The 15,353-nt window shown below is 72.4% G+C and carries 19 protein-coding genes; 6 read left to right on the forward strand and 13 right to left on the reverse strand.

Going from position 1 to position 15,353, the window contains the following annotated elements; genetic code table 11:
- The first annotated feature begins 8 nt into the window (after positions 1-8).
- Together SALPAC3_RS0105370 and SALPAC3_RS0105375 are read left to right on the forward strand one after the other, a co-directional pair.
- Entirely contained in the window at positions 9-698 is a 690-nt protein-coding gene (locus tag SALPAC3_RS0105370; RefSeq protein ID WP_018220241.1) for a response regulator transcription factor, read from the forward strand.
- Positions 699-718: 20 nt separating this feature from the next.
- The gene (locus SALPAC3_RS0105375; RefSeq protein ID WP_018220242.1) at positions 719-1,804 is read left to right on the forward strand and encodes a HAMP domain-containing sensor histidine kinase; all 1,086 of its coding nucleotides are present in this window, start codon (positions 719-721) and stop codon (positions 1,802-1,804) included.
- A gap of 194 nt (positions 1,805-1,998) precedes the next feature.
- Here SALPAC3_RS0105375 and SALPAC3_RS0105380 read toward each other — a convergent pair whose 3' ends face one another.
- Both SALPAC3_RS0105380 and SALPAC3_RS0105385 read right to left on the reverse strand, forming a co-directional pair.
- Positions 1,999-3,021: an adenosine deaminase gene (locus SALPAC3_RS0105380; protein ID WP_018220243.1), complete on the reverse strand. Its 1,023-nt coding sequence runs from the start codon at positions 3,019-3,021 to the stop codon at positions 1,999-2,001.
- Positions 3,018-3,812 (reverse strand): trans-aconitate 2-methyltransferase, encoded by a 795-nt coding sequence (locus SALPAC3_RS0105385; protein ID WP_026185252.1) that lies wholly within the window; start codon positions 3,810-3,812, stop codon positions 3,018-3,020. Before SALPAC3_RS0105385 ends, SALPAC3_RS0105380 begins: the two co-directional genes overlap by 4 nt.
- Positions 3,813-3,893: 81 nt before the next feature.
- Here SALPAC3_RS0105385 and SALPAC3_RS29045 point away from each other — a divergent pair, with 81 nt between their 5' ends.
- Both SALPAC3_RS29045 and SALPAC3_RS0105395 read left to right on the forward strand, forming a co-directional pair.
- Positions 3,894-4,025 (forward strand): hypothetical protein, encoded by a 132-nt coding sequence (locus tag SALPAC3_RS29045; RefSeq protein WP_018220245.1) that lies wholly within the window; start codon positions 3,894-3,896, stop codon positions 4,023-4,025.
- Positions 4,019-4,258 (forward strand): hypothetical protein, encoded by a 240-nt coding sequence (locus SALPAC3_RS0105395; protein WP_026185253.1) that lies wholly within the window; start codon positions 4,019-4,021, stop codon positions 4,256-4,258. Before SALPAC3_RS29045 ends, SALPAC3_RS0105395 begins: the two co-directional genes overlap by 7 nt.
- A 119-nt stretch (positions 4,259-4,377) precedes the next feature.
- Here the strand turns inward: SALPAC3_RS0105395 and SALPAC3_RS0105400 are convergent, their stop codons facing one another.
- The 6 genes from SALPAC3_RS0105400 to SALPAC3_RS0105425 form a co-directional block, all read right to left on the reverse strand.
- A complete protein-coding gene (locus SALPAC3_RS0105400) occupies positions 4,378-4,581 on the reverse strand; it encodes a cold-shock protein (RefSeq protein ID WP_011905669.1) in 204 nt (67 codons plus the stop codon).
- Between the two features lie 294 nt (positions 4,582-4,875).
- Positions 4,876-5,145 carry a DUF4235 domain-containing protein gene (locus SALPAC3_RS0105405; protein WP_026185254.1) on the reverse strand — a complete coding sequence of 90 codons (270 nt, stop codon included), beginning with the start codon at positions 5,143-5,145 and terminating at the stop codon, positions 4,876-4,878.
- A complete protein-coding gene (locus SALPAC3_RS0105410; protein WP_018220248.1) occupies positions 5,142-5,456 on the reverse strand; it encodes a DUF3618 domain-containing protein in 315 nt (104 codons plus the stop codon). Before SALPAC3_RS0105410 ends, SALPAC3_RS0105405 begins: the two co-directional genes overlap by 4 nt.
- On the reverse strand, positions 5,453-5,908 hold the full coding sequence (locus SALPAC3_RS0105415; protein ID WP_018220249.1) for a phage holin family protein: 456 nt from the start codon (positions 5,906-5,908) through the stop codon (positions 5,453-5,455). Before SALPAC3_RS0105415 ends, SALPAC3_RS0105410 begins: the two co-directional genes overlap by 4 nt.
- Positions 5,909-6,217: 309 nt before the next feature.
- On the reverse strand, positions 6,218-7,417 hold the full coding sequence (locus SALPAC3_RS0105420) for a mechanosensitive ion channel family protein (RefSeq protein ID WP_018220250.1): 1,200 nt from the start codon (positions 7,415-7,417) through the stop codon (positions 6,218-6,220).
- A 257-nt stretch (positions 7,418-7,674) separates the two neighbouring features.
- Positions 7,675-8,043, reverse strand: a complete 369-nt coding sequence (locus tag SALPAC3_RS0105425; protein WP_018220251.1) for a hypothetical protein — start codon at positions 8,041-8,043, stop codon at positions 7,675-7,677.
- Positions 8,044-8,114: 71 nt separating this feature from the next.
- Between SALPAC3_RS0105425 and SALPAC3_RS0105430 the strand changes: the two genes are divergently transcribed.
- Positions 8,115-9,326 (forward strand): cysteine desulfurase-like protein, encoded by a 1,212-nt coding sequence (locus SALPAC3_RS0105430; RefSeq protein WP_018220252.1) that lies wholly within the window; start codon positions 8,115-8,117, stop codon positions 9,324-9,326.
- A gap of 57 nt (positions 9,327-9,383) precedes the next feature.
- Here the strand turns inward: SALPAC3_RS0105430 and SALPAC3_RS0105435 are convergent, their stop codons facing one another.
- Positions 9,384-10,880, reverse strand: coding sequence for a glycoside hydrolase family 3 protein (locus SALPAC3_RS0105435; RefSeq protein ID WP_018220253.1), 1,497 nt, complete (start codon positions 10,878-10,880; stop codon positions 9,384-9,386).
- Positions 10,881-11,031: 151 nt separating this feature from the next.
- Between SALPAC3_RS0105435 and SALPAC3_RS29050 the strand changes: the two genes are divergently transcribed.
- Positions 11,032-11,154: a hypothetical protein gene (locus SALPAC3_RS29050; protein ID WP_018220254.1), complete on the forward strand. Its 123-nt coding sequence runs from the start codon at positions 11,032-11,034 to the stop codon at positions 11,152-11,154.
- A gap of 83 nt (positions 11,155-11,237) precedes the next feature.
- Here the strand turns inward: SALPAC3_RS29050 and SALPAC3_RS0105445 are convergent, their stop codons facing one another.
- From SALPAC3_RS0105445 to SALPAC3_RS0105460, 4 genes are read right to left on the reverse strand one after another with little or no spacing between them, the layout of a single operon-like run.
- The gene (locus SALPAC3_RS0105445) at positions 11,238-12,221 is read right to left on the reverse strand and encodes a DNA topoisomerase IB (RefSeq protein ID WP_018220255.1); all 984 of its coding nucleotides are present in this window, start codon (positions 12,219-12,221) and stop codon (positions 11,238-11,240) included.
- Complete coding sequence (locus SALPAC3_RS0105450; protein WP_018220256.1) at positions 12,205-13,161, reverse strand: glycosyltransferase family 9 protein; 957 nt, start codon at positions 13,159-13,161, stop codon at positions 12,205-12,207. The genes SALPAC3_RS0105445 and SALPAC3_RS0105450 overlap by 17 nt, the downstream gene beginning before the upstream one ends.
- Positions 13,158-13,844 (reverse strand): SDR family oxidoreductase, encoded by a 687-nt coding sequence (locus SALPAC3_RS0105455; protein ID WP_018220257.1) that lies wholly within the window; start codon positions 13,842-13,844, stop codon positions 13,158-13,160. Before SALPAC3_RS0105455 ends, SALPAC3_RS0105450 begins: the two co-directional genes overlap by 4 nt.
- Complete coding sequence (locus SALPAC3_RS0105460) at positions 13,841-15,352, reverse strand: PfkB family carbohydrate kinase (RefSeq protein WP_026185255.1); 1,512 nt, start codon at positions 15,350-15,352, stop codon at positions 13,841-13,843. The genes SALPAC3_RS0105455 and SALPAC3_RS0105460 overlap by 4 nt, the downstream gene beginning before the upstream one ends.
- Between the last annotated feature and the right edge of the window lies 1 nt (position 15,353).

Consider the following 15,353-nt stretch of genomic DNA (forward strand, 5'->3'; position numbering starts at 1 on the left):
GTCTTGGGGTGGCCACTGTGCTCCTGGTCGAAGACGATCACGTCGTCCGCGGCGCGATGCTGCGCTCCCTCACCGGCCGGGGGCACGCCGTACACGCCGTCGGCACCGCGCTCGAAGCCCTGCGCCGAGTGGCGGCAGAGACCCCCGACCTCGTCGTACTCGACCTGGGCCTGCCCGACCTCGACGGTTCCGACGCCCTGCGGATGCTGCGGGGCATCACCGATATCCCGATCATCATCGCCACCGCCCGCGACGATGAACAGTCAGTCGTCCGGCTGCTGCGCGCCGGTGCCGACGATTACATGATCAAGCCATTCACCGGCGCACACCTGGACGCCCGGATCACGACCGTACTGCGGCGGACCGGTCGGGCCAGCCGGACGGTCCAGCCCGCGGTGCACGAGGTTGGCGGACTCCGCATCGACGTCGGCGAACGCAGCGCCGAGCTGGACGGGGAGCCGTTGGCGCTGACCCGCAAGGAGTTCGACCTGCTGGCGTACCTGGCGGCACGACCGGGCCGGGTAGTGTCGCGCCGGGAACTCTTGGAGGAGGTATGGCGGCAACCGTCGGTCGGCGAGGACCAGACCATCGACGTTCACCTCTACTGGCTCCGCCGCAAGATGGGCGAGACCGCGGCGAAGCCGCGCTACCTGCGCACCGTGCGGGGGGTGGGCCTCCGACTGGTAGCACCCGGCTGAGGTGGTCACTGGCCCTGGCCGTGGCGGGTGTGTGCACGCTCACGGCCCTCGCGTTCCTGGTGCTGTCGGCCAACGGTCTCGGCGACAGGAGCCCGTGGTGGCTTCCGATCGGCGTGGGGGTGGCGCTGGTCGCCACCGCGGTGTTGGTGGTTGATCGGGTGGCGACCCGCACGGTGCGCGCGGCCCGGGACCTGACGCAGGGAGCGCTGGCCCTCGGCGCGGGCGACCTCAACGTCCGGGTGCAGCCGAGCGGTCCCGGAGAGTTGGTCGCGGCCGGGTACGCATTCAACCGGATGGCCGAACACCTGGTCGCCACTCGCGCGGACGAGCGGGAACTGGTGGCCGACCTGTCCCACCGGCTACGCACGCCGCTGACCGCGCTTCGGTTGGACGCCGAGGCACTGGACCCGGACGACACCAGCATCGGCCTCCTCAGCGAGGCAGAGCTGGATCGTCGGCGTGGAATCCGGCGGATCCGGCAGGCGATCGCCACGCTGGAGGACGAGGTCGACCAGTTGATCAAGACGACCCGCAAGGCGGCCACGCAGGAGACCGCGCCAGGCAGCTGCGATGTCAGCGAGGTGGTCCGGGAACGGATGCGCTTCTGGTCCGCGCTGGCCGGCGACCAGAACCGGCCGTTCCGGGTCACCGGGGCGCAGCTGCGCATTCCGGTGCCGGTGCCGCGGGCGGAGCTGGCCGCCGCGCTGGACGCGGTGATCGGCAACGTGTTCCGGTACACGCCCCAGGGAACGGCGTTCGAGGTGGCGGTCTCCCGGCGGGATGGATACGTCGCCATCCGGATCGACGATGCCGGGCTGGGCGTCGCAGACCCGGACCGGGCGCTGCGCCGGGGTGCCAGCGACCGTGGCTCGACCGGGCTCGGCCTGGACATCGTGAAGCGGGTCGCGGTGCAGGCCAACGGCTCGGTCAGCATCGACCGCGCCCAACTGGGTGGGGCGAGCGTGGTGATGCTGCTGGCCGACCCGGAGGCGACACCGCGGCACGTCAGCCGGTTCGGCTTGGTGGGCCGGAGGGCCCGGGAGGCCCGCGACCACGCCGACAGTGGCCGGCGGCGCTGGAGCCGGCGCCGCCCGGCTGATCGCTGAGTCACCCAAGCTGTGCCCGCGGCTAAGTTCTCCTTAGATCCCGCTTAACACCGGCGCTGCGCCGACACCAGCCTGCCACGATCAGGAGGCGAACCCACCACTTCGCCGGCCCGCCGCCCAGGCAGCCTCGGCCGGCGAAGCCGTGCGCGCGGCGGGAACCCGTTCCCCCCCCTCCTCCCGCCGCGCGCACCCGTTCAGGCCGCCTTCGCCAGGTAGGCGTCGATCTCCCCGGCGATCCGCTGCTTGCTCGCGGGGTCGAGGAAGGACGCGGTCACCGCGTTGCCGGCCAGCGCGGCGATGCCCTGTGGACCGAGGTCGAGCAGCCGGGCGGCCACCGCGTACTCATCGTTGAGGGTGGTCCCGAACATCGGCGGATCATCGGAGTTGATCGTGACCAACAGCCCGGCCTCGACCAGCCGGGGCAACGGGTGCTCCTCAATGCGGGCCACCGCGCGGGTGCGGACGTTGGAGGTCGGACACACCTCCAGGGCCAGCTGCCGCTCGGCCAGGAACGCCAGCAGTTCCGGGTCCTCGACCGCCGAGATGCCGTGCCCGAGTCGTTCGGCGCCCAGGTCGCGCAGCGCGTCCCAGACGGTCTGCGCCCCGGTGGTCTCCCCCGCGTGCGGCACCGACCGGAGGCCGGCCGCGCGGGCCTGATCGAAGTACGGCTTGAACTGGGGCCGGGGTACACCGACCTCCGGGCCACCCAACCCGAAACTGATGAGCCCATCAGGGCGCTCGTCCAGGCTGATCCGCAGGGTCTCCTCCGCCGCCGGCAGGCCGGCTTCACCCGGGATGTCGAAGCACCAGCGCAGCTCGATGCCGAAGTCGGCCGCCGCCCGTTTGCGGGCGTCCTCGATCGCCTCGCAGAACGCCGGCGCGGGAATACCCCGGCGCACGTGTGAGTACGGGGTGACGGTCAGCTCCGCGTAGCGGACCTGCTGACGGGCCAGTTCCCGGGCCACCTCGTGGGTGAGGAGCCAGACGTCCTCCTGGTCCCGGATCAGATCCACCACGCTCAGGTAGATCTCGACGAAGTGCGCGAAGTCGCGGAAGGCGAAGTAGTCGGCGAGCGCCTCCGGGTCGGCCGGGACCGGGCTGCGCCCCTCGTGCCGGGCGGCCAACTCGGCGACGATCCGGGGCGAGGCGGAGCCAACGTGGTGCACGTGCAACTCAACCTTGGGCAGGCCGGCAATAAAGGTGGACAGGTCGGTCACAGGTTCTCCTCTACGCGGGCGGCGGTACGGGCAACGAAAAAGACGCGGCGGAACGGAAAGCACACCTGGCCCTGCTGCACCGGGTACGCCTCGGCGAGCCGTACGCCCAGTTCCCTCCGGAAGTCGGCCCAGCCGGTAGGGTCGAGCGCGGCGCGCACCGGACGAAGCGCGGTCCCCTCCATCCAGCTCAGCACCGGATGGTCGGCATCAGCCGGAGCCGGAAGCAGGTGCACGTAGCTAGTCTCCCAAGCGTCCACCGCGCACCCCTCGGCGGCCAGCAGCCGGGCGTATCCGACCGCGTCGTCCACGGACGCGGCACGGAGCAGCGGGCCGAGCACCGTACGCCAGGCCGGACGGTTGGCCACCGTCCGCAGTGCCCGGTGCGACGGCGCGTCGAAGTTGCCCGGCACCTGCACCGCGAGGACGGCGCCGGCCGGCAGTTCCCGAGTCCAGCGGGTGAGCAGGTCCCGGTGCTCGGGTACCCACTGCAGCAGTGAGTTGCTGATGACCACGTCCTGGTCCCGGCCGGGGTGCCAGTGTCGGACGTCGGCGAGGGCGAACTCCACCGGAGTGTCCAACGAGGCGGCCCGGTCGATCATCTCCGGTGCGGCGTCGATGCCGGTGACCCGGCTGTCGGGCCAGCGCTCGGCGAGAATCGTGGTCAGGGTGCCGGGCCCGCAGCCGAGGTCGACCACCGCCCGGGGCCGGGTGGTCGGCACCCGGGCGAGCAGGTCGTGAAACGGCCGGGCCCGTTCGTCGCCGTAGCGCAGGTATGTTGTCGGATCCCACATGACACCTCCAAACCGTACGTACGTCTTGTTGAACTGTGGCCCACCGTAGTCCGGACCAGCCCGAATCACTAGGCTCACCTCATGGAGCAGCGCACCCTTTCCCGGCGGAACCGCGCCGTCGGCGTGGTCGGCCTCGGCACCTGGCAGCTCGGAGCCGACTGGGGCACCGTCTACAACACCCTGGCCCGGCCGCAGGCGCACGACCGGTGGTGAACGGGACGGGCGCCCCCGGGGGGCGAGAAGGCGAAGCCGTGCTGCGGGGCTGGCTGGCGCTGGCACTCGGGCTGCTGGCCGTGGTGCTCGGCGCCCTCTGGACCGTACAGGGGCTGGGATTCATCGAGGGCAGCTTTATGACCGACGTGCGGTTCTGGGCCATCGTCGGTCCGGTGCTCGCACTCGCCGGGTTGGCCTCGCTCGGGCTCGGCCTCCGCACCCGCCGCCGCTGAGCACCACCGACCGAACCGGAAAACGACGAGGCCCCGCATCCCGGAATGGGGTGCGGGGCTCGTGCTGATCCGGGCGAGCCGGATCAACCACTGACCGGCGGTGTGCCGGTCGGCGTAGTTCAGAGGGGGCGGACCTGCTCAGCCTGCGGACCCTTCTGACCCTGGGCGATCTCGAACTCCACCCGCTGGTTCTCCTCCAGCGTGCGGTAGCCGCTGGTCTGGATGGCCGAGAAGTGGACGAACACGTCAGCACCCCCGCCGTCGACGGTGATGAAGCCGAAGCCCTTGTCAGCGTTGAACCACTTCACGGTTCCCTGCGCCATGTGTATCTCCTTCTAAAACTGGCGGCCGAGCACGCCGTGCGGCCGGTTGGCCGTTTTCGAGCAGCGGCGCCTGAGGCGGCCCCCGATGAAGGAGACTTCTCTCAACCCACGCCATCTCTCAACAGCGTGGAACAGCAAACCACGTACGCAAAAACTCTGCACAGCCTACCGGACGAAATTCTCTGACATGTGACCTGTCGGATGCCTAAGATCGGCCCGGCCGCCCCCCGCAAACCAACGAAAAGGCCCAACGTCGCCCGAACTCGGCGCGGGCTCCAGCGCACAGAGCCGAGGTCACTTCGGCCAGTTGCCGGTCATCCGACGCATCCCCACCGCCCCGCCCCGGTCCACCGCCGCCCGGACAACCGCGAAGATCGCCCCCTGCAACGCCGCCGCGGCCAGGATCTCGCCCCAACCGCGGTCCTCGTCGGTGGCGCTCGGCGCCGCGCCAGCACCTGCCACCTTCCACACCTGCTCGAAGATGACACCCGCCGCGGCACCGGCGGCGAAACCCAACAGAATGCCGACCGGCTTGTACGCGGCCTTCCCCAACCCTCTACTCACCGACGCCTCCCCCGGACGATCATCAGTACGACGACGGCGGCCACCGCGCCCGCGGCCAACACGGCGAACGGCACCGGGCTGCCGCCGACCCGTTCACCGCGCGGCCGGGCCCGCCCGCGCACCCGCGCCGCCGCCACGGTCGCCTGCTCCCGCATCCGCTCCTTCGCCTGCTCGGTCGAGGAACGCAGCCGCTTCTTCACGTCGGCCTTGGCGGCCAGCGCCTCCATGGTCTCGCTGAGCTCGACCCGGGTCCGCCGGATCTCCTCGCGGAGCGCCTCAGTATCCCCGCGGGCCCGCCCGTTACCCGTCATGCCGGTCTCCCGTCCTGCGCTGCGGCCTTCCCATCCTTCATCGCTGCGGTGACGGTGTCCACATCCGCCCGGACGCTGCGCACCGTGCTCGCCGGGACCGGCGGAACCGCCTGAGTGACCTGCTTCTTACCAACCAGGGCGAGGACGCCGGCGGCGACGAAGAGCACCACCGCGACAATCAGGGCGGCCACCCAGGCGGGCAGAATCAGGGCGAGCAGCAGGATCACGGTCGCCACGAGCGCACCGAGCCCGTACAGCGCCAGCATCCCGGCACCGCCGAAGAGGCCGATGCCAATCCCGGCGTGTTTCCCCTTCTGGGTCAGCTCCGCGCGGGCCAGCGCCAACTCGTCGCGGACCAGCCGGGAGACCTGCTCGGTGGCCCGCTGCACCAGTTCGGCGGTGGACGGCTCGCTCCCGGCCTGGGTTGGACGGGCATTCGCCACGTCAGCCATGTTGTCCTCCTCTCCTCGTCACCGCGCTTCATGCCCCCAGGGAGCCCGTCGATCCATCGCCCGGCCCACCCCCACCCGGCGCAGGTCAGGGGTCGCGCAGCAGGTCCCCCCAAAACGCCGTTCCAAACGTTGCCGCACTCGGCCCGACGTCCCCCGCCCGACCACGTCACGCTAACCCCTCCGGCCAAGCCGGCGCAGCCGTCGATCGTGGCGGATGCCCGTCGCGGGCCCGCCGTCGGGCACGACCAGCCGGCAGAACGAAGGCGGCGAGCAACGGGCCGGAGGCGATCAGGGACGGGGCGGAGGTGATCAGCGGCGGGAGTCGGCCGCCTCGTCCGGCCCGACGAAGGCCTCGCTGCGGGCGGCGCCATCCTCGCTGCCGCCGAAGATCCGCGCATCGTCGGACCCGGCGCCGTCGGCGAGTCGGCCGGCCGGCGACGGGCGACGGGGATTGGCCCACTGCCACGGCTGGCCACCCCCGGCGTCACCGACCTCGGCCCGCATGCGGGGCATCGCGGTCGGCCGCTGCTTCCACACCCAGGCAACCAGGTGCTCGCGGACCAGACAGCGCAGGTCCCAGAGGTTGCCGGCGTTCGCCGCGCTGACCAACGCGCGAACTTTGATCATGCCGCCGGTCGCGTCGATCACCTGCAACACGCAGACTCGGCCGTCCCACAGTTCGTTGCTCTCCGCCAGCCGACGCAGCTCCTCCCGCATCGCCTGCACCGAGATCGACCAATCGACATCGAACTCGGCGGTGCCGAGTACCGCGGCCTCGCTCCGGGTCCAGTTCTGGAACGGCTTGCTGGTGAAGTACGACGTGGGCAGGATCAACCGCCGGTCGTCCCAGATCCGCAACACCACATAGCTGAGGGTCAGCTCCTCGATCCGACCCCACTCCCCGTCCACGACCACCACATCGCCGAGGCGTACCGCGTCACTGAAGGCGAGCTGGAGACCGGCGAAGACGTTGCCCAGCAGACTCTGCGCGGCCAACGCCGCCACCACACCAACCACACCAGCGCTGGTCAGCACCCCGGCGCCGATCCCACGGACGGCGGGGAAGGTCATCAGCATCACGCCGAGCGCAAGGAAGACAACCACCGCGATGGTCAACCGGCGCAGGAGCACCACCTGGGTACGAATCCGGCGGTGCCGGTTGTCCGCCACCTCGACCTGGAACCGGGCGAGTGCGGTGTCCTCGACCACCACCAGCAACGCGGCGACCAGCCAGGCGGTGGCGGCGATCACCCCGAGTACCAGGATGTGCAGCAGGGCCTGACGCCAGTTGGTGCCGGTCGCGTAGCCGGTGGTGAACCGCACGGCGAACTGCACGGCGAGGATGGTCGTCGCCACCTGGAACGCGCGGTGGGCGTGCTCGGCCAGCCCGGTCAGCAGCAGCGATCGCTGGCCGAGCCGCCGGGTTATCCGGTGCGCGACGCTGACCACTAACAGGGCGCCCGCCGCGGCGGCAAGCGCGGCAGTGATCGTCCCGAGGTAGCTCTCCACGGTCTCTCCTCCTCACCACCGGACGTCGGGGACGCCCGGCGAAGGCCCAATGGTGCCGTTGATCGGCCGGGCCGACCAGTTCAGCCCTCTGGTCACGGCAGCAGAGGAGGCAGAAGGCACCGCCGGGGGATGCCGGAGCGACGACGTTGACAGCACCTGCCCGGGAGCTACCGTACGTCACACCGGCGGCAGTAACCCCGGAGACGCCGTCCCGGAGCGGGTGGAAATCCGCCCCGGGACGAAGGGGACGCCCGTACTCAGCCCCCCGAACCCTGCGCCACCTGGATGGCGACCTGGTCGGCGGTGAGGTCTTCCAGCGTGACCGAGAACCCGCCGACCTCGGCGGCCGGCTGCCCGGTAGTGAGGGTGAGCTGCTCACCGGCGACCTCGACGGTCACCTGGTCGTCCTGGGCACCGATCAACCTGGCCTCGATACCGAGGATGCTGGCCTCGGCGTTGGTCTCGCGGTCGAAGGTGACTGTGCAGCCGTCCAGCCCACAGTCGGTGGAGACCCCCTCGGCAGAGCCGCAGCCGGTCAACACGGCGGCACCGAGCGCCAGTCCGACGAAGAGGCCGGCGGTGCGACGGGGGGTTTTCGGGGGGAGGGGAACGTGTCGGTTCGTCACGGCCCAAGGGTACGAGACGGTCGCCGTAGCGACTCTCCGCCGACTTCGGCGGCGCGGGTTAGGGTCCGCTCATGCCGTTCGACATCGCCCGCATTCGGGCCGCGTATCCCGCCCTGGCAGAGGGGCACGTCCACTTCGACGGTGCCGGCGGCACCCAGACCGCCGCGCCGGTGATCGCCACGGTGACCGAGACGATGGGTACGGCGCTGGGCAACCGCAGCGGCGGCAACCTTCCCGGCCGACGCTCGCTGGAGCTGGTGGCCGCCGCCCGCACGGCCCTGGCCGACCTGCTCGGCACGGACCCGGAGGGGGTGGTGCTGGGCCCGAGCGCGACCGCGCTCACCTACACCCTGGCCCGCGCCCTCGCCTCAACCTGGCGGCCGGCCGACGAGGTGGTGGTGTCCCGACTCGACCACGACGCCAACGTACGACCGTGGATCCAGGCAGCTGAGGCGGCGGGCGCAACCGTACGGTGGGCGGAGTTCGATCCGCACACCGGAGAGCTGCCGGCCGGCCAGTACCCCGATCTGGTCAACGAGCGGACCCGGTTGGTCGCGGTCACCGCCGCCAGCAATGCGATCGGCACGATGCCCGACGTGGTGGCGATCGCCAAGGCAGCGCACGCCGTCGGAGCGCTGGTCTGCGTGGACGGTGTGCACTCGGTGCCGCACGGTCCGACCGACCGCACCGCGTTGGGGGCGGACTTCCTGGTCACCAGCGCCTACAAGTGGTCTGGCCCGCACGTGGCCGCAGTGGCGGCGGATCCGGCGTGCTGGGAGCGCCTGCACCCGGCGAAGCTGCGCCCCTCCGCCGACTCCGTACCCGATCGATTCGAGTACGGCACGCCCAGTTTTCCGCTGCTGGCCGGGACCGCCGTCGCCGTGGACCACCTCGCCGGGCTGGACCCGACGGCCACCGGAAGCCGACGGGAGCGGCTGCGGAGCAGCCTGAGCGCGGCCCGCGGGTACGAGGAGGGGCTGTTGGACCGGCTCCTCGACGGTCTCGCCAACCTGCCCGCGGTCACCGTGCTCGGCTCACCGGCCCGGCGCTGCCCCACCGTCTCGTTCCGGCTGGCCGGCCAGGCTCCGGCCGAGACCCAGGCGGCGCTCGGCGCGGCGGGGTTCTGCCTCTCCGCCGGTGACTACTACGCCTACGAGTACTTCCAGACGGTGGGGCTGCGGGACAGCGGCGGGGCGGTACGCGTCAGCCTGTACCACTACAACACCCTCACCGAAGTGGATCGGCTCCTCGACGAGGTGGCGAGGCTCTCCTCCAGCCGCTGACGCGCTTCGGCCCACGATCAGCCGATCCCGCTCCGAACTTCCCGTCCCGACCCGCGATCAGCCGATCCCGGTCAGGAACTCCGCCGCGGCCCGACTGCCGGCGCGGGTCGCGCCGTGGGTGGCGACATGCACCGCCCCGGTGATCAGTTCGGGTACGCCCAGTTCGACGACGACGGCATCCGGTCGGTCGGCCAGAGCGCGCGTCACGGCCACCCGCATCCACGGGTGCCGGTGCAGGTCACGGACGACGAGGACAAGGTGGCGACCACCGGCTTCGGCGGTAAGGTCCGAGGGCACCTCGGCCTCGGCGTACCGGACGGCGGTGGTGCCCGGCAGCAACGCTGCCAGGGGCGCGGCGACACCCCACGGTGTCTCGGTGCCGATCGCGAGGTTGCGGGGCGGTGCGAACTCGACCACGTGGGCCGGGCCGGCCAGCGGCAGCGCGTCCAGCCCGGCACGTTCCGTGGTGACCCGGACGGCCCGGCGGGCGGCGGCGAATCCCACCGCCGAACCGCTACCGGCCGCCGGGCGGGCGGTCCGGCCGGCCTGGCGAGCGGCGGTGGTGGTGGCGAGTTGGTCGACCCGCTTGGCCGCCTCGACGAGGCGTTCCTCGGGTAGTTCGCCCGCCACGACGGCGGCCACGATCGCGTCCCGCAGCCGCCGAGCCACATCCTCGTCAGCGTGCTCGCCACCGACGCAGATGGCGTCGGCCCCGGCGGCCAGGGCCCGGACCGCGGCGCCGGTGAAGCCGTACCGGTCGGCGACGGCGCGCATCTCCATCGCGTCGGTCACCACGACTCCGGCGAAGCCCAACTCGTCCCGGAGCAGTTCGGTGAGGATCCGGCGGCTCAGGGTGGCCGGTAGGTCTGGGTCCAGCGCGGGCAGGAGCAGGTGACCGGCCATAACCGCCTGCACGCCAACGGAGAGCGCGGCACGAAACGGGGTCAGCTCCACCGCGTCCAACCGGCGCCGGTCGCCGCTGATCCGGGGCAGGCCGTGATGGGAGTCGACCTGGGTGTCACCGTGCCCGGGGAAGTGTTTGGCGCAGGCCGCGACGCCGCCGGCCTGTAGGCCCCGCACCCAGGCGGCGGTGTGTCGGGCGGTCAGGTTCGGATCCGCACCGAAGGACCGCACTCCGATCACCGGGTTGTCCGGGTTGGAGTTGACATCGGCGGCCGGCGCGTAGTTCAGGGTGATCCCCAGCGCCGCCAGCTCCGCGCCGAGGTCGTTTGCCACCTCCTCGGTCAGCAGCGGATCGTCGATCACGCCGAGGGCCAGATTGCCCGGGCGGGAGCTGCCGAGACCCGACTCGATCCGGGTCACGTCGCCGGCTTCCTCGTCGATGGCGACGATGACGTCCGGCCGCTCGGCGCGCAGCGTCGCGGTCAGCGCGGCGACCTGTTCCGAGTCGACCACGTTGCGGGCGAAGAGCACCACCGCGCCGAGCCCCTCCCCCAGCCAACGACGCACCCAGGATGGGGCGGTGGTACCGACGAAGCCCGGCTGAAGGACAGTGGCGGCCAGGGATGCGAGGTGCGCCGTACGTGTGCTCACGCCGCCACCTCGGGCCACTCGGCAGGCCAGTCGGTCATGTCCCTCCCCCGTCTCCGCGCCCGGCGGCGCTTTGCCATGGTCACACCACCCAAATAAATAGTCAATAAACCTAACAGTTGCAGCGTGGCGCGCCGCCCGGGAGAGTTCGGGGATGGACTCCGAACTTCTGGCCGAGGCGACCGGCCCGGCCGACGTCCCCGGCGTACGCCTCCTCGGCGTGGTGGTGGGCGGCCTACTGCTGGTCGCCGCGATCCGCGCGATGTTTCGCCGCTGAGCCCGACCCGATCCACCACTGACCGCCCCAGACCACCGACGCGGCGCGGGTTGGCTGCCCCGACTCGGGACGACCGACATCGGTCAGGCCTCGGCCAGCAGTTCGAGGACCCCCCGCTCGGCATCCTCGCGGGGCATCCACCGACCTACCGGCGCCAACACCCCGTCGTGGTAGAGGTCCACGACCCGAGGGTCGACGTAGGACGTACGGGCCACCGTCGGCGTGTTCCCGAGCAACCCCGCCACCTCACGCATGACCGCGGCCACCGCGCGGCGGCGAGCGGTGGCCGACCGCTGTCCGCCGGCAGCGGCCAGCCCGGTGGCCGCCAGAACGGTGGCGTGCCAGGTCCGGAAATCCTTCGCGGTCATCTCACCACCGCTGGCCACCCGCAGATACCCGTTGACATCGTCTCGGCGCACGTCCCGCCAGTGCCGGCCGTCCCAGTAGCCGAAGAGCCGAGCCGCGGCGCGGCGGCGCCGCCGCAGGTTCGCCAGCACCTGACACAGCACCGGGTCCTCGATCCAGCGAACCTGTTCGACTCCGCCCTTCGCCGGAAACTCGAGGACCATGCAGCCACGGCGGGCGTGGGCGTGCTCCGGACGCAGGGTGGACACCCCGAACGTCGGATCGTCGCCCGCCGCATACCGCTCGCTGCCCACCCGGAAGGCACCCAGATCCAACAGCCGAGCGACCGTGGCCAGCACCCGATCTCGGTGCAGACCCCGACCGTCGAGGTCCGCCGCGATGCGCTCGCGCAACCGGGGCAACCGCCGGGCCACCTCGAGCACGTGGTCAAACTTCGCCTCATCCCGCTTGCGCCGCCACTCCGGGTGGTACAGGTACTGTCGGCGACCAGCCGCGTCAACTCCGGTGGCCTGGATGTGCCCGTTCGGATGCGGCGAGATCCACACGTCCTGCCAGGCCGGCGGGATGACGAGGTCACGCAGGCGGGCCAGCCGATCCGGATCACGGACCGGCTCGCCGGCCGGATCGCAGAACCCCCAGCCCCGGCCACGCCGGTGGCGCCGGTAGCCGGGCCGACCCGGGTCACTACGCCGCAGTCGCACCGGCCGTCCGCGCCATCCGCTCCACCTCGGCCACGGCGACCAGCACCTGGTCAACGTTGATCGCCGCCAGCGTCGGATGGGGCCCCGCCCCGTCCCGGTCCGAACCGTCCCCGCCGCCGTTCGCCCCGAGGCTCCGATGCCACGTCCGTTCGGGTGGTGGCCCCCAGTGGGCCGGCGAGTGGGGACCGAAGAGGACCACCGAGGGAGTGCCGTAGGCGGTGGCGAGGTGGGCGATGCCGGTGTCGCCGCTGACCAGCAGGCGGGCGTGGGCGACCAGACCGGCGAGGTGCTGCAGGTCGGTACGGCCGGCTCGTACGCTGTGCCCGGGCAGCCCGGCGAGGTGCGCGACCCGGCGAGCGAGGGGGCACTCGGCGGCGTCGCCGGTGATCACGATCTCGTGGCCGGCGCCGGCGAGCTGGCGGCCGAGGGCCGCGAACCGCTCCACCGGCCAGCGCTTGCCCGGGATCTTCGAGCCCGGATGCAGCACAGTCGCCCCGGTCTGGGTCCGCCCCGGTGCTGGCCGGCGCAGACCCAGGTCCGTCGGGTCGGTCGGAATACCGTGCCAGGCCAGGAGGCGGCACCACCGACGTACCTCGTGCTCGTCGGCCCGCCAGGAGGGGCCGTCGTGGTGCCCGGCGGCCCGGTTGGCGAAGGCGAACAGCCGACGGGGGCGGGTACCGACCAGCAGGCGGTGGGACTCGGGTCCGCGGCCGTGCAGATTAACCGCCAGGTCGGGGGCGGGGCCACGCCACCGGGGGTGAGCCAGATCAGCGGTGTCGACCAGCTCGTCAATGCCGCCGATCAGCTCGACCAGCGGCGCCAACCAGCGCGGGGCGAGCAGGACCAGGCGCTCGTCGGGGTAACGGACCCGCAGGGCACGCAGGGCCGGCACGGCGGTGGCGAGGTCGCCGAGGCCCAGCGCCCGAAGGATCAAGATCACGGGTAGGAGGACTCCTGTTCGGCGCAGACCACCAGTTCCCGGACGGCGCAGCCGGCGGGTTGGGTCAGGGCGAACATGACGGCGGCGGCGGTGTCCGTGGGGTCGTTGAGGATCGCGTCCGGCCCGGGCCGGTACTGCGCTTCGCGGGCGTCGAAGAAGGCGGTGCGCATACCGCCGGGGATGAGCAGGGTCACGCCGACCCGGCCGGCGAGCTCGGCGGCGAGGGAGCGGGTGAACCCGACCACCCCGAACTTCGCCGCGCAGTACGCCGTCGCGTCACTGACCGCCTTGACCCCCAGTGTTGAGGCGACGGTGACGATCCGGCCCCGAGACTTCTCGAGGAACGGCAGGGCCGCCCGGACGACGGCGGCGGTGGCGAGCAGGTCCACCGTGACGATCCGGTCCCAGACCTCTCCCGGCAGCTCGGCCAGCCGACCCGGTACATCCATTCCGGCCGCCGTCACCACGGCGTCCAGGCCGCCGTGGTCCGCGGCGAGTTCTCGGGTGACGGCCTCGGCCGCCCGGGTGTCCGCCAGATCGCACGCCGCCCACGGCACCCCCTCCGCCGGCGGCTGCCGGTCCACCACCAACGGTCGCCCGCCCGCCTCGGCCACCGCCGAGACCACCGCCGCACCCAGCCCGCTCGACCCGCCGGTCACCAGGACCGTGTACCCGGCGTTCATCGGATCCCCGCCGACCGATGCGGCCGGGTCGCCGCCGCGGGTGGTGGATCTCCCCGCAGCACCGCCGTTGCCGCCGAGGTGGTGGTGCTGGCGCCACCCCGCCGGTGCGCAGCCGCGATCATCTCGGTGGTCGAGCGCCCATCGAGGTACGGCACCACCACGGTGTGCCCGCCCCACCGCCGCACCAGCTCCGCCTCCGGCAGCGCTGGTTCGCCACCACCGGTGGCATAGTCGCCTCCCTTGACCCAGATATCCGGCCGGAGCCAGGTCAGGGCCGCCTGCGGCGTCGGATCGTCAAAGACCATGACCGCATCGACGCAGCTCAAGGCGGCGAGGAGGCGACTCCGATCCCCCTGCGGCATCACCGGCCGGTTCGGGCCCTTCAACGCCGCGACGCTGGCGTCGGAGTTGAGGCAGACCACCAGGCAGTCGCCGAGTTGACGGGCGGCCTGCAGGGTCGCCACGTGCCCCGCGTGCAGCAGGTCAAAGCAGCCGCCGGTCGCGACGACGGTGCCACCGGCGGCGCGGACCTCGGCGACGACGGTGGCGGCAGCCGCCACGCCAACCCGTTCGGCCGGGACCCCCGGCAGCACTGATGGCAACGGCCCAACCGGTGGCGGCAGCATGCTCGCCACTCCCCCACCCGCCACGTACGCACAGGCCTCGGTGACCGCCTCCTGCACCGCCTCGGAGACCAACGCGCCCCGGGCCAGGGCGAGGGCGGCGGTGGCCGCGAACCGATCCCCCGCACCGCAGGTATCCCCGTCCGCTGTGGAGACCGCGGGCACGATCAGCGGCGTCGGCCCGGCGTGGCAGAGCAGGGCTCCCTCCCCGCCCATCGTCACCGCGACGGCTCGCGCCCGCCACCGCTGACGCAACTCCAGCGCGCCCCGCGAGGCGGTCACCAGCCGAGTCTCGCCCGGCGGCACCTTCGCCAGCTCACGTGCCTCGGACTCGTTGGGCGTGGCCAGGTGCACCCCGGGCACCGCGGCCGGCCCCCGGGGATGCGGGTCCCAGACCACCGGCGCCCGGGTGCCGGCCAACGCCGCCCGCAGTGCCGGCTCCCCCGCCACCCCGCGGCCATAGTCGCTGACCAGCACGGTGGCGGCCCCGGCGATGACCCGCAGCACCGCTTCCGCCGGCGGGCTGGGCACACCGACGGCGCCGCCGCGGTCATGGCGCAGCAAGACCCGGCCCTGCGACCGCAACCGGACCTTCTCCGGCGTCCCGCCGGCCAACCCCAGGGCATACACCTGGACGCCGGCCGCGGCGAGGAGCGAGCTGAGCCGGGCGGCACCGGCATCGTCGGCCAGGGCGGTCACCAGGACGACCTCGGTGTCCGGCGCCGCCGCCGCGAACATCGCGGCCAGGCCGGCGCCACCCGGCCGGTCGGTGGACGCGGTCTCGTCGAGCACCGGCACCGGCGAGTCCGGACAGAGCCGGTTCACCGCCCCCTCCACGTCCCGGTCGAGCAGGGTGTCGCCGACCACCACCAGGGGTCCCCTCACA

This window comes from Salinispora pacifica DSM 45544 (assembly GCF_000378845.1).
Classification (GTDB): domain Bacteria; phylum Actinomycetota; class Actinomycetes; order Mycobacteriales; family Micromonosporaceae; genus Micromonospora; species Micromonospora pacifica.